Origin of the sequence: Paraburkholderia sp. CHISQ3 (genome assembly GCF_030464945.1) — a bacterium.
Classification (GTDB): domain Bacteria; phylum Pseudomonadota; class Gammaproteobacteria; order Burkholderiales; family Burkholderiaceae; genus Paraburkholderia; species Paraburkholderia megapolitana.
On sequence record NZ_JALPRG010000018.1, the window covers coordinates 1 to 13,776 of the forward strand.

General features: G+C 62.9%; 11 protein-coding genes and 1 pseudogene. 3 read left to right on the top strand and 9 right to left on the bottom strand.

What is annotated here, in order from left to right:
- Positions 1–45: 45 nt before the first annotated feature.
- The 7 genes and pseudogenes from M0D65_RS31245 to M0D65_RS31275 all read right to left on the bottom strand — a co-directional run bounded on the left by M0D65_RS31245 (position 46) and on the right by M0D65_RS31275 (position 8,578).
- On the bottom strand, positions 46–1,689 hold the full coding sequence (locus tag M0D65_RS31245) for a DUF4158 domain-containing protein (protein ID WP_266255927.1): 1,644 nt from the start codon (positions 1,687–1,689) through the stop codon (positions 46–48).
- 97 nt (positions 1,690–1,786) lie between these two features.
- Positions 1,787–1,987, bottom strand: a pseudogene (locus tag M0D65_RS31250) (ATP-binding cassette domain-containing protein); the annotation flags it as partial.
- A gap of 50 nt (positions 1,988–2,037) precedes the next feature.
- Positions 2,038–2,868, bottom strand: coding sequence for a carbohydrate ABC transporter permease (locus M0D65_RS31255; protein WP_266255928.1), 831 nt, complete (start codon positions 2,866–2,868; stop codon positions 2,038–2,040).
- 1 nt (position 2,869) lies between these two features.
- The gene (locus tag M0D65_RS31260; protein ID WP_211367918.1) at positions 2,870–3,781 is read right to left on the bottom strand and encodes a carbohydrate ABC transporter permease; all 912 of its coding nucleotides are present in this window, start codon (positions 3,779–3,781) and stop codon (positions 2,870–2,872) included.
- 10 nt (positions 3,782–3,791) lie between these two features.
- Positions 3,792–5,060: an ABC transporter substrate-binding protein gene (locus M0D65_RS31265; RefSeq protein ID WP_266255929.1), complete on the bottom strand. Its 1,269-nt coding sequence runs from the start codon at positions 5,058–5,060 to the stop codon at positions 3,792–3,794.
- Positions 5,061–5,220: 160 nt separating this feature from the next.
- Positions 5,221–7,851 (bottom strand): PAS-domain containing protein, encoded by a 2,631-nt coding sequence (locus M0D65_RS31270; protein WP_266255930.1) that lies wholly within the window; start codon positions 7,849–7,851, stop codon positions 5,221–5,223.
- A 4-nt stretch (positions 7,852–7,855) separates the two neighbouring features.
- Positions 7,856–8,578 (bottom strand): response regulator, encoded by a 723-nt coding sequence (locus M0D65_RS31275; protein ID WP_091006329.1) that lies wholly within the window; start codon positions 8,576–8,578, stop codon positions 7,856–7,858.
- 321 nt (positions 8,579–8,899) lie between these two features.
- Between M0D65_RS31275 and M0D65_RS31280 the strand changes: the two genes are divergently transcribed.
- The 3 genes from M0D65_RS31280 to M0D65_RS31290 are packed head-to-tail and all read left to right on the top strand — an operon-like array spanning position 8,900 to position 11,746.
- A complete protein-coding gene (locus M0D65_RS31280; RefSeq protein WP_266255931.1) occupies positions 8,900–9,955 on the top strand; it encodes an ABC transporter substrate-binding protein in 1,056 nt (351 codons plus the stop codon).
- A gap of 46 nt (positions 9,956–10,001) precedes the next feature.
- Complete coding sequence (locus M0D65_RS31285) at positions 10,002–10,871, top strand: ABC transporter ATP-binding protein (RefSeq protein ID WP_266256022.1); 870 nt, start codon at positions 10,002–10,004, stop codon at positions 10,869–10,871.
- Positions 10,868–11,746, top strand: coding sequence for an ABC transporter permease (locus M0D65_RS31290; RefSeq protein WP_266255932.1), 879 nt, complete (start codon positions 10,868–10,870; stop codon positions 11,744–11,746). The genes M0D65_RS31285 and M0D65_RS31290 overlap by 4 nt, the downstream gene beginning before the upstream one ends.
- Positions 11,747–11,761: 15 nt before the next feature.
- On the opposite strand, the gene M0D65_RS31295 is transcribed toward M0D65_RS31290, so the two are convergent.
- Both M0D65_RS31295 and soxC read right to left on the bottom strand, forming a co-directional pair.
- On the bottom strand, positions 11,762–12,301 hold the full coding sequence (locus M0D65_RS31295; RefSeq protein ID WP_266255933.1) for a c-type cytochrome: 540 nt from the start codon (positions 12,299–12,301) through the stop codon (positions 11,762–11,764).
- Positions 12,294–13,574: a sulfite dehydrogenase gene (gene soxC, locus M0D65_RS31300; RefSeq protein WP_266255934.1), complete on the bottom strand. Its 1,281-nt coding sequence runs from the start codon at positions 13,572–13,574 to the stop codon at positions 12,294–12,296. Before soxC ends, M0D65_RS31295 begins: the two co-directional genes overlap by 8 nt.
- Positions 13,575–13,776 lie beyond the last annotated feature (202 nt).

The following is a 13,776-nucleotide window of genomic DNA, read 5'->3' on the forward strand; positions in this document are numbered from 1 at the left end:
TGGGTCAGATTTAGATGAAATCGGTGGGTTAAGACTCGGTGGAAATCAACAACGGGCTTCATCCAGCGCGGCGAGGCCGGCTTTCAGATGGCTGGTCAGCCGCTCGAGAAACGGCTCGGCCGTATGCGGCAAACCGAGTGAGGACAGGTATCTGTCGCGTTCGCGGTCCCATTGCGCAGGCGGAATCAGCAACTCGTCGCGTTCGCGGAAAGTCAGACTGTGACTGATCCAGACCGAGCCGCGTCGCAGGCCCTTGCGCAGGCCCGTGATTGCCGATGCTTCCAGGGCCCGCAGCGCTCGCGCACGGTCTTCCCCCTTGACCATGTCGCGCCAGCTTGCACTAACCGGCACATCGCAGTCGGCCGGTAATTCAGTTGCGCCGCTGTCGTGCAACGCGCCGATGAGTTCAAGCTGTTTCAGGCTCGGCTCTGCGTCCCGGCCTGCGAATTCCAGTTCCCGCAACGGCACCAGCAGATTGCGGATGCGGTGATGATCGTCGGTCAGGGTTTCGCGTACGCTGGCTGCGTGGCTGGCCGATGGCTTGTCCGGCAGATCTGCGAGCAGTTTGCCGATGTCGGCAAGACGTTCTTCTGCAGAGCGCCCGGTATCGTTCACGAGTGCCTTGACAGCGATCAATTGTTGCCGATACTCGACGGCCGATCGGGCCTGTCTGACTGTGGTTCGATCATAGGCCTGCCGAACGAGATCGGAGATACGGCGCCCCGTCTGATAGAGCAGCGCGTCCGTCAGATCCAGCAACGTGATGCGCAGGAAAAATATCAGTTCTATCGTGCGCGTGGACACTTTCAGTTCGCGAACCTTTGCGGGTCGCCTGGCCTGAATGCGCTGTGCGTAGGCGCGCTGCTTCTCGATCGGTACGGCATCCAGCGTCCACGTATGTGCCCCGAGTTCCTTGAGGAAACGGATTTTCGCAAGAGTTTCGGTGATGGTCGAGGGACTGTGGCGCGCTGGCGGTGTTTTGAGCCATTCGAGAACGGTCGTGCCGGTTGTGCCGTGCTGGGTAGACAGCACGGCATCGGCGCGCACCAGCTGTGTTTCCGGGACAGCTATTTCGATCATCACGAGCAAGCCCCGCTCGATGTCCGACCAGATCGAGCGGCCGATATCCCGCAGCGTCCGTTCGGCGGGTATCAGGAGTCGGCGCTCGTACAGCCAGTAGTGCGCGTGCTGAATCAGTTCGTCGAGCGTGAGCGATTCGGCGGCATCCTGCCGCATCCAGGCTTCCAGTCCAGCCCGCTGGTCGGCGCTAACCGACGTGAGGCCGAGGTATTCGCAGGCCCAGACCTGATGTTCGTACTGGGTCTTGTAGCGCTGGTAGAGCGTCCGCAGCGAGGCGATCGTTGGTGTGGGCAGGCCGAGCCGTTCACCGACATACCGCAGCAACTGGCGCGGTAAGGTACCGACATGGTCAAGCGTGTGGCCGCTGGCCCGCAGAAAGACCAGCTGGATGGCGGCACCAGCCCGGCGATCGCGCCGGAACCGTACGTTGATCGCGGCGATATCGTTGTCCGTCAACGCGAAGTAGCGCTCCACATCGAATTCCGACAACCGGGTGGGCAGGCGGTCCTGTCCCACATAGCGAAATTCCAGGCCCGTCATCTCCGGCCTCCTGCCCAAGTGGCGCGATCCGAAATCGCGGGCAAATATCTTACCGCGGACTTTGCCCAAGTCTGCTGACGATAGTTGGCGCTAACCGGAGAGCCTTATAAATAAAGGCCCTCAGGAGAAACCGCCAGATTTTGCACGAAAAGGACGATTACCCCTTGACGCGTCGTCCGTCGATCGAGATGTCGCCCGCACAGGGTTCCTCGAGACCCGCGACGAGGCGCAGCAGCGTTGACTTCCCGCATCCCGACGGACCGATGAACACACAGAACTCACCTGCTTCGACACAAAGATCGACATCGGACAGTACTGGTGTCGCGCCGAATTTCTTTTGCAGACCGGTCAATCTGATCTCGCTCATTTCGCTTTCCTCTGAAGCCAAGGCTTCAATGTGATCGCAGTGCGACCGGCTTACCCTTTGATCGCGCCCGCGGTCAGTCCCGACACGATGTGGCGCTGGAACAGCAGCACGAGCATCACGAGTGGCACGGTGACGATGACGGACGCGGCCATGATGGTTCCCCACGGCAGCTCGTAGCTACTCGACCCGGTGATCATCGTGATCGCCACCGGTACCGTGCGTTGCCCCGACGAGATCGTGAACGTCAGCGCGAACAGAAACTCGTTCCAGGCTGCGACGAACGCGAGCAGCGAGGTGGCGGCAAGCGCGGGCCGCAGCAGCGGCATGAAGATGCGGAAGATCAGTGTCAGCACGCCGACACCGTCGACCAGTGCCGCTTCCTCCAGTTCGCGCGGCAGTTCACGCATGAAGGTGACAAGCACCCAGACCGTGAACGGCAACGTGAAAATCAGATCGGCGATGATGAGCGCCGGCAGGCGATCGTAGAGACCGAGTGCGCGGATCAGCTCGAACAGACCGGAGAGGATGGCGACCTGCGGGAACATCGATACACCGAGAATGCACATCATCAGTACGCCGCGGCCACGAAAAGACACACGCCCGAGCGCATACGCAGCCAGCACCGATACGCCCAGCGACAACGCCACCACGCCGCCCGCCACCAGCGCCGAATTCAACAGATATGCGCCGAACGGTTGATCGCGAAACAGTTCTGCATAGTTGTCGAGTGACAGTCGCATCGGCCACAGCGACGCATCGAACAGCGCGTTGCCTTGTCTGAGCGAACTACCAGCCATGTAGACGAACGGGAACAGTGAGACGATCAGCACGAGGCCGGACAACAGGTAATACGCAGCGACTTCCAGGGGATGCTTTCTCATGTCATATCCCTCGCATACGGTTGCGGCCTATCACCATGTACGCGGACGTGAACAGCACGACGATCAGAAAGAGCAACGTGGCCGCCGCTGAACCGAACCCGACCTGCTGGAAATCGATCAGTTGTTCGCGTACATACACCGACATGCTTTTGGTCAGCCGGCTGTTCGATGTCATCACGTAGATCAGATCGAATATGCGCAGCGCGTCGAGCGAACGGAAGATCATCGCTACCAGCACGCCCGGCATGATGAGCGGCAGTGTCACCCGGGCGAACACCCGCCAGCGCGGTACGCCGTCGACACGTGCCGCTTCGTAGCAGTCGCGCGGCACCGTCTGCAAGGCGGCCAGCATCAGCAGCGCCATGAACGGCGTGGTCTTCCACACATCGACAAAGACGATCGTCGGAAACACGAGGTGTGGATCTGCGGTGAAGGCGAGCGGCTCGCCGATCAGATGCAGGTTCATCAGGATTGCATTGACCACGCCGAACTGGTCGTTCAGCATCCAGCTCCAGATTTTCGCGGACACGACGGTAGGAATGGCCCACGGCACGAGCACCGCCGCACGCAGCAAGGTCCGGATGCGCGACGGCGTGTCGAGCAGCAGCGCGACGCCAAGGCCCGCGAACGTTTCCAGCACAACCGATACGATCGAGAACATCAGCGTGTTTGCAACCGCCTGCCACCACGCCGGATCGCGCAGCACGCCGCTCTCGCCTATGTAGTTGGCGAGCCCGACGAACCGGTGTGCCGACAGGTCGGATAACTGTGTGTCGGTCAGGCTGAACCAGATCGTACGGGCGAGCGGCCAGCCTGCGATGGCCGCCAGCATCAGCAGCGCAGGCAACATCAGCAGCCACGCTTCGCGTCGCCGCGTCTGGGCAAGACCCGAACTGGTCGGTCTGGTCGACATGTTTTGCATGTCAGCGCCAGGTGCCATTCGGTGCCAGCCGTTTGAGCGAGACCGCGAGCTTCGCCAGCGCCCCCGACGCGTTGTCGCTACCCGCCAGCACGTCATGCGCAGCGTTCCAGAACTGGTTGCTGACCTGGTTGTACTTCGGCCCCGTCACCGTCGATGGACGCGCCACCGCCGTGTTGAACGTTGGCAGTAGCTCCGCCATGAACGGGTTGGCCTGAAGTACGTCCTTGTCTTCGTAGAGCGCGGGAATGGTCGGATTGAACGAGGCCTGAACCGCGCGCATCTTCTGCACCTCGGCGCTCGACAGGTACATCACGAGATCGGCGGCCAGCTTCGGATTCGGCGAATAGCGCGACACGGCGAGCTGCCAGCCGCCGAGCGTTGCGCTCGACTTGCCATCCGCACCACCTTTCGGCAACGGCGCGACGCCTACCTTGCCCTTGATCGGGCTGTTGGCCTTGTTCGCAATCGACCATGCGTAGGGCCAGTTGCGCATGAACAGCGCATTGCCCGACTGGAACACGCCGCGCGCCTCTTCCTCGCCATAGTTCAGTACCGCGCGCGGGCTGATCGTACCCACCCATTTCGCGGCAAGATCGAGCGCGCGGGCGGCCGCGGGATTGTCGATCGTGACACGGCCCTCGCTGTCGATCACGTCGCCGCCGTTGTGGCTGCTCACCCATTCGAGCGCATTGCAGGTCAGCCCTTCATACGCCCGGCCCTGCCAGACATAGCCCCACATCTTCTCGTTGCCGGCTGCCCGCTCGGCGCTCTGGATCTTGCGCGCGGTGGCGTCAAGCTCTTCCCAGGTCGTGGGTACTTTCAGATGATGCTTCTCGAGCAGATCCTTGCGGTAATAGAGCAGCCCTGTATCGATGAACCACGGCATCGCGACCAGCTTGCCGTTCACGGTGTCGTTCGCAACGACGCTTGGGAACGACTGGTGCTCCTGGCCGTTGCTGTACGGCTTGAGGTCGATGAGGTGACTGGCGAGAATGCCGGGCCAGACCGTATCGATCTGCATCACATCGATCTTGTCGGAGCCGCTGCCGAGAAGCTGCTGATAGAGCGCCAGGGTTTCGTTGGAGCTGTTCGGCATGTTGATGAACTCAACTTCGTTGCCGGTCTTCTCCGCCCAGTGCTTCGCCGATATCTGACAGACTTCCTGGTCCACGCCCGCCGAGCCGCAGGCGATGCGCAGCGTTGCCGCAGCCACCGGGCCGACGCTGAGCGCGAGTGCTATCGTGAGCAAGCCTGTCTTGATCGTGACCATCCGTGTCTCCATGTTTTGTTTGTCTCTTCTGCGACGGCGGCTGCATCGGGTGCGAGCCGGTCCGTCGCGTGGGTGTATCAGACACGAGTTGGGTTAATCGACAATTTCGAGAGAGGGTCGCGCTGTTAACAATCGAAACAATCGGTGTGGCCGCGCCCGCTCAGGAGACGTCGTAGCGGACAGCGGCGGCGCGAACCGGCTGGCGTAGCAACGCCGCGAGCGTGTCGAGATTGAACGGCTTCGCGACGAACGGCAGATCGGGGTTCCAGGCCGGGTGTGTCTGATGCACTTCAGGCGGCAACCCCGACGTCAATGCAATCTGCTGGAGCGGCCAGCGTCGCGCCAGCTCGGCTGCAAACTCGATCCCGCTGCCGCTCGCACCGAGTGAAATATCGGACAGCACGAGCGTCACCGGGCCGTGCGTATCGAGCCATTGCAGTGCGTGCGCACCGCTCGCCACCGCGTCGGCCCGCACGCCGAGTGCGGCGAACTGGGCGAGCGCGGTATCCCGCACGTCGGCGTCGTCTTCCACCACCAATACATGCGCATCCGTCATCTGCATTGGCGTTCGCGGCGGTTCGGCCGGCAGCGTTCCGACGTGGGAAGGCGCATCGCTCGCGGGGAGCCACAATTCGACGCGGGTTCCCTGGCCGGGCGTACTGTGAATCCGCAGATCGCCGCCGCTCTGTCGCACAAACCCATACACACTGCTAAGACCGAGGCCGCTGCCCTCGCCTGCCGCTCGTGTCGTGAAGAACGGTTCGATCACCTTGTGGAGCAGCACGGAGGGAATGCCGCAGCCGGTGTCGTCGATTGCCAGCACGACCGCTGGCGGCACGCTGTCGTTGCCGCTTGCCGGCGCGGCGCGATACGCGGACAGGGTGAGCGTGCCCCCATTCGGCATCGCAGCCGTGCTGTTGAGCGCCAGATTCAGCACGGCATTCTCCAGTTGCCCGCGATCGACATTGACCCACAGCGGCACGCCAGGCAGATCGAGCACAACACTAACCTGCGCCCCTGCCGAATACTCGACGAGATCGAGCATGTCGAGCAGCATCGTTTCGACCGAGATGCGCTCCGCCTGCAACGGCTGTCGCCGGGCGAACGCGAGGAGCCGCCGCGTCAGGCGCGACGCCCGCTCGGCCGCGCGACGCGCGCGTTCGGTCATCACGAGCGCTTCGGGTTGGGTCTGCAAACGCGGCAGCAACAGTTCGAGATTGCCGAGAATCGCCACGAGGAAATTATTGAAATCGTGGGCAACGCCGCCGGTTAGCTGACCGAGTACGTCCATCTTCTGGGCCTGCCGTAACTCCGCCTCCACTGCGCGCCGGCTCGTTACATCGCGGCACACGGCGACCCAGCCGCCATCCGGCAGCGGCTGACTGTGAAACTCCAGAATGCGCTGGTTGCGGATATGAAATTCCGCCGACGCGGCAATCCGCGCGCCGTCTACGGTATAGGTGGCGCTGTTGTGCGATACCTGCCGCCAGCGAGCCGGCCGGTCCACCAGACGGCGCAGCACATTGAGCGGTGTGCCCGGATGGAGCACCTCGGGTGCGCATCCCAGCAAGGTCGCGAAGGTCGGGTTCCAGGCGATCAGTCGCCCGTGGGCGTCGTGCACGGACACGCCGTCATTCATCGAATTCAGCACCGATTCCTGCAACCGGCGCTGCGCTTCCATGCCTTGCGTGAGACGCTGTTTTTCCAGCAGGTTGGTGCGGAATATCTCGAACGCGCGCGCCAGTTCGCCGACTTCGTCGGGCCGGTGCGTGGAGGGAATCTGGCCAGACGTATCGCCGGCAGCGAGGCGCCCCATGACGCGCGTCATCGCCTGCAGCTTCTGCAGAATCCGGTTCACATAGGCGACCCCCACAAGCGCGACCGCGACGCCCGCGATCGCGAGCAGCAGGAGACCCGACAGGCTCGAGAGCGCGACCTTGCGCACCTCGTCGCTGCGCTCCCGCGCGATCTGCCGCAGGTGCTCGACGTAGCGGGCCGCCTTGCCGCTCAGGTGATCGGAATGCCCGCGCAGCAGCGTCACGAGATAGCTGGTCTGCGCCTCGCTCGACAGGAACTCGCGCCGCACCGCGAACGCGTTGCGCGGGCCGTTGTCGACCTGCGCGAGCGCCTCGGCGAGTTGCGGCTGGCGTGCATCCTCGCCGCGCGCTCTCACCTGCAACCACAATGCCTCGTTGTCGCCCTCGGCCGCGCCGAGCTCGGCTGCATTGGCCGCCTGCAGCGCGCTCGTCGTGCGGGCCCACACCTCGAGCAAGGTCGGCGCGCTTTGCGCGAACACGCTTTTTCTGCGCATGATCGCGTCGCCGATCTGATCGGTGGTCGAGCGCAGGCCGGCGAGCTCTTCGCGCAGTTGCCGCTGCCGGGCGGAGACGACGAGCAGGCGCGCGAGGTCCTGATCGATGGCATCGAGTTCGTCGGTCACGGCGAGATTGTCGGCAGCCTGCTTCGACAGACCAGGCGAGAGCCGCCGGATGTCGCCGAGCAGCCCGCTCAGCAGCTCGGCATCGTTATGCAGCAGATCCGATGAATCGGTCAGTGTCATGCCCGGTGCGACGGCGGCGAGCTGGGCGACCTTGTCGGAGAGTTCGAGCGCCCGTGCGATCTCCGGCACGACGTTGGCTTCGTATTCGTCGAGTGCGTCCTGATTCGCGCGCATCCCGAGCACGCCGACGCCGACCACGGCAAGCGTGATGCCGAACAGGACGAGAAACGTCGCGACCAGCTTGGCACGCACGCTGACGGGCAGCGCACGAGCCTTCAGGGCGGCCCACATCGGACTACAGCCGGGTTACGGCGGCCGAGAACATATACCCGACGCCGCGTTGCGTCCGGATATACACCGGCTGGCCAGGATTCGGCTCGATCTTGCGACGCAGGCGCAGGATCAGCACGTCGATCGTTCGGTCATAGACATCGATATCGACGCCGCGTGTGTGTTCGAGCAACTGGTCGCGCGACCAGATGCGCGACGGTTGCTGCACCATCGCGGCAAGCAACGCGAATTCCCCCTGAGTGAGCGTGCATTCGTCGCCGTTGCGACTCAGCGTGCGGGCCGCCAGGTCGAGCAACCAGCCGCCGAACGAAAAGCGCGGCCCACTTGTCAGCGCACCGGATGGGCGCGGCATCGACAGCTCGGTTGTGCGCCGCAACTGTGCGCGCACTCGCGCCAGCAGTTCGCGCCCGGAGAACGGCTTGGTGACGAAATCGTCGGCGGCCGTCTCGAGACCCAGCACGCGGTCGGTCTCGTCGCCAAGACCGCTGATCATGATGATCGGCATGTCCGACTGGCGGCGCAGCTCACGGGCGACGGTCAGGCCGTCCTCCCCGCGCAACTTCAGATCGAGAATGACGAGCGAATGAGGTGCTGCCTGCAAGCGCGCCTGCATGCTCGACGCGTTCTCGACCGCCGAAACCGCGAACCCCGCTTCCTCCAGCAAACCTTGCAGCCAGTGACGCACCTCGGGGTCGTCATCCAGCACTGCGATGCGGTGCTTGTCCATTACTTCCTGTCCCCGTCGATATGATTATGAGATGCCCGTTTGGCATCGCCCGTGTTTGGGCGACATTTATACCAGATCGCCTGGAGGACGACGAAGCGCCGCTGGCACCTCGCTATCTCCGGTACAGCATCGGGTTTATCACTCCAGCAGATAAACGTATCCGATTTGCTTCGTTGCCCTCGCCCCTGTGCGCCGGTAGATTTGGCGCATCGCGCCCCGACCCACGGGCTGGCGTCTACGCTCCGGCTGAACGAAGAAAGGTGACATGCCGTTCGGACGGCAAGCTCGCCTCGATTCATTCACATGCTGACCGGAGTACCGATGCAGTTCACTCTTCTCCCGACCGCGCTTGCGTCGTCTTTCGCGCGTCGCGTCATCGCAACCCTGCTCACGATTTCAATCGGCACAACGGCAAGCCTCATCGCTGCCGCACCGGCACGCGCCGAAGGACAGATCCGCATCGCCGAGCAGTTCGGCGTGGTCTATCTGCTGCTGAACGTCGCGCGCGATCAGAAATTCATCGAGAGCGAGGGGCGCAAGCAGGGACTCGACATCAAGGTGGACTGGATCAGGCTGTCGGGTGGCGCGGCGGTCAACGACGCGCTGCTCTCCGGCGCCATCGATATCGCGGGCGCAGGCGTCGGTCCATTGCTGACGATCTGGGATCGTACCCACGGCAGACAAAACGTTAAGGGCGTTGCCTCGCTCGGCAATCTGCCCTACTACCTTGTCTCCAACAACCCGAACGTGAAAACGATTGCCGACTTCACCGAGAAAGACCGGATTGCGGTCCCGGCGGTCAACGTGTCGGTGCAATCGCGTGTATTGCAGTTTGCTGCGGCGAAACAGTGGGGTGACAAGAACTACAACCGCCTCGACAGGTTTACGCAGGCGATTCCGCATCCCGATGCGGCCGCTGCGATCATTGCTGGCGGCACGGAGATCACCGGGCATTTCGGCAATCCGCCGTTTCAGGAGCAAGAACTCGCAGGCAATCCGAAAGCGCACATCGTGCTGAGTTCCTACGACGTGCTCGGTGGTCCGAGTTCGGCCACGGTGCTATATGCCACCGAGAAATTCCGCGACGCCAACCCGAAGACGTATCGCGCGTTCGTCGATGCGCTCGCCGACGCGGCGCGCTTTGTCACGGCCAACCCGGAGGCCGCTGCCGATATCTATATCCGCGTGAACCAGTCGAAGATCGATCGCAACCTGTTGTTGAAGGTGATCAAAAATCCGCAGGTGCAGTTCAAGGTCGCACCGCAGAATACGTTCGCACTGGCGCAGTTCATGTATCGCGTCGGCGCGATCAAAAACGAACCGAAGTCATGGAAGGACTACTTCTTCGATGACCCAGCCACGGCCGCAGGAAGCTGACATTGCGCTTGCATGCCGGCATGACCTACTCACCTGGACCGATCTGATGGTGGCCAATCCCACGCTTTTATTTCCCGCTGCATCCGATGCGCGAGGCGCACCAAACGGCGGCGACCCGGCACAGATCTCAGCGTCTGCGCAAACCAGCGAAAGACTCCTGGTCGTGGACCGCGTCAACCTCGAATACCGCACGCGCGAACGGATCGTGCGTGCAACGCATCAGGTCAGTTTCGACGTCTACGGCGGCGATCGTTTCGTGCTGCTCGGTCCATCGGGCTGCGGTAAATCGACGCTGCTCAAAGCGGTCGCGGGTTTTATCGAGCCGAGCTCCGGCAGCATTGCGCTGGATGGCCAACCGGTACACGGACCCGGCCCCGACCGTATCGTGGTGTTCCAGGAGTTCGACCAGTTGCCGCCATGGAAGACGGTGCTGCAAAACGTCGTGTTTCCGTTGCGTGTGGCGAGGAAACTGTCGCGTGCCGAAGCCAGCGAGCGTGCGCTGCACTACCTCGACAAGGTAGGGCTTGCATCGTTTGCGAAAGCGTATCCGCATACCTTGTCGGGCGGGATGAAGCAGCGTGTAGCGATTGCGCGTGCGCTCGCCATGCAGCCACGCGTGCTCTTGATGGATGAGCCGTTCGCAGCGCTCGATGCGTTGACCCGTCGCAAGATGCAGGAAGAGTTGCTGCGTCTGTGGGAAGAGGTGAACTTCACGCTGCTGTTCGTCACGCATTCGATCGAGGAGGCGCTGATTGTCGGCAATCGAATTCTGTTGCTGTCGCCGCATCCGGGCCGGGTGCGGGCTGAGGTCAACAGTCATCAATACACGCAGGACAGTACCGGGCGCAGCGATTTTCAGCGCAGCGCCGAGCGCATTCATCGCTTGCTGTTCGAACCAACGGAGTCCGCTCAATGAACTCGCCTGCCAGGCTGCTGCCGCCCGTTCGCGAAGAATACGAACACCCACTCGAGCCGCTCGGCGATATCGCTGTCGATGCACCGCTGCCGCTCGGCAAACGGATTTTCGCGCAGACCTGGTTGCGCAAGACGCTGATTGCGCTCGTGCTCGTGGTCATATGGGAATTCGCGGCGCGTGCAGTCGACAACGATCTGTTGCTGCCAACCTTCACCGCTACGCTCAATGCATTCGTCCAGGGCATCCTGTCCGGCGAGTTGCTGCAAAAAACCGCTAACTCGATGTCGGTACTGCTGCGCGGCTATCTGCTCGGGGTTGCATTCGCGTTCGTGCTGACTTCGCTAGCGGTTTCGACCCGCATCGGTCGCGATCTGCTGACCATGCTGACCGCGATGTTCAATCCGCTACCGTCCATCGCACTGCTGCCGCTCGCGCTGTTGTGGTTCGGTCTCGGCACCGGCAGCCTGTTGTTCGTTCTGGTACACGCCGTGTTGTGGCCGCTTGCGCTCAATACCTACGCAGGCTTCCAGGCGGTGCCGGCGACGCTGCGCATGACGGGCCGCAACTATGGTCTGACGGGCTTGCATCACGTCCTGTCGATTCTCATACCGGCCGCGCTGCCGTCGATACTCTCCGGCTTGCGGGTCGGCTGGGCCTTCGCATGGCGCACCCTGATCGCCGCCGAACTCGTGTTTGGCGCGAGTTCGGGCAGCGGCGGTCTCGGCTGGTACATCTTCGAGAACCGCAACGAGCTGTATACGGATCGGGTTTTCGCTGGGCTTGCGGCGGTTATCGTGATCGGTCTGCTGATCGAGCATCTGGTGTTCGATACGCTCGAACGGATTACCGTGCGTCGCTGGGGTTTGCAGCAATAAACGGGCAAACGCGACTCACAGTCGCCCCGGTCGCGGATCGACGACGAATCCGCCGCGGTTCGGCATTTTCACCGCCGGGAGCGACTGCGCATCGAGGTGCGTGTCCGCAGGGACGATACCGTTCTGGTTGAGCAGGAAGGCGCAAACGGCGTACACGTCGTCGGCGGACAGCGACTCGGGCGCGTTGTACGGCATCGCGCGGCGGATATAGTCGAACAACGTCGTGGCATACGGCCAGTAACTTCCCACCGTGCGCTTCGGTTTCGCGCTCGCGAGCGTACCCTGCCCGCCCACCAGCGCGTCGCCGATCAAACCTTGTCCTTGCGCGCCGTGGCATGCGGCGCATTGAGCCGCAAACACGTGCGCCCCTGTCGCGACATCGCCGCTGCCGGCGGGCAAGCCGCGGCCGTCCGGGGCGACGTCGATGTTCCATGGCGCGATGTCCTGCTCCGACAGTGGCGTGCCGATGTCGTGCGCTGCATAGGCGCCCGGTACAAACGAACCTGCGATGACAAGCAGGCCAGCCAGAAGCCTGCGCGGCAAGAAATTACGCATTGCGCACCTCGCCGCTCGCATCGATACGCCATTGCTGAATCGCGTTGTAGTGGTACTGCGAATTCAGCCCGCGTGCGGCGACCAGTGCTTCGCGCGTGGGCTGCACGTAACCGGTCGAATCTGTAGCGCGTGACAGGATCACCGCGGGCGCACCCTGCCAGAGCCAGTCGGCCTGAAAGCGTGTGAGCGCGCGATCGCGCGGCGTCCCGTCAAGGCGCGCCAGTTGCCACGTCGCGCCCGCATCCGTCGATACCTCGACCTTGCGAATCGCGCCGCGCCCCGACCACGCGAGACCGCTAATCGGGTAATAGCCTTGTGCGGTCAGGCGATGTCCAGGCGACGGTCTCGTGATCACCGACTTCGCATCCATCTCGAACGCAAACTGGCGAGCGGTGCCGTCTGCCATCAAGCTCGTGTATTTCGAGGTTTCCTCGCGAGTCTCCAATGGTGCATCGACGAACTTCAGGCGGCGCAGCCATTTGACGTTCGTATTGCCTTCGAACCCCGGCACGATCAGGCGCAACGGATAGCCGTTTTCCGGACGCAGGCGCTCGCCGTTCTGCGCATAGACGACCAGCGCCCGATCGAGAATGCGTTCGAGCGGCAAGCTGCGCGTCATCGCCGCGGCATCCGCGCCCTCGGCCAGCATCCAGCCGCCGCGTGCACCGTTCGGCGTCGACAGACCGCCAACTTCTTCGAGCAGAGTTGACAGACGCACCCCCGTCCACTCGCAACACGAGAGCAAACCGTGTGTGAGTTGCACCGGTTGGCCGCTCGGTCCATTCCACTCGCTGCCGGTGTTGCCCGAACATTCGATGAAATGAATGCGCGACTCGGATGGAAGACGGACCAGATCGTCCATCGTGAACAGTTTCGGTTCGCGCACGAGGCCATGAATCGCGAGGCGGTGCCGATCGGGATCGATATCGGGCACGCCGCCGTGATGCCGCTCGTAAACAAGGCCATTCGGCGTGATCGTGCCGTACAGGTCCGCTAGCGGCGTCATCGAGGAAGCGGCCCCCGGCAATGGCCACGTGCGCGCACTACGGCGCACGACCTCGGACTCATGTGGCGACGGCAATCCGTAAGGGTGTTCGAGTATCGGTGCGCCGGGTGTGCGGCTCCACGGCGCGATCTCGAGCGGTGCGAGCGTCGGGCTCGCTGCGCCGGCGCGCCGAGCGGCGATCAGTCCGCTTGCTGCGAGCCCGCCCAGCAAACGACGGCGGCCGCGCGAAGTGGGTGGATTGGGGGATGTGTTGCGAATCTTTGTCATCGGCGTCGTTGCCTCGCGAACCAGTTGGCCATCGTAGCAACGGATGCATCGTCGCCAAAGCGACCAATCGTTATATCGATCGCATGCGAAACCAGTCCGCTACCCCGCCCCGCACATCGGCAACCGGAATTGCATCGCGTGCCGGATTATGTTTATTGAATGGTTAATCCGCATTTAATGGCAATTTCAATTCCGTGAAGTC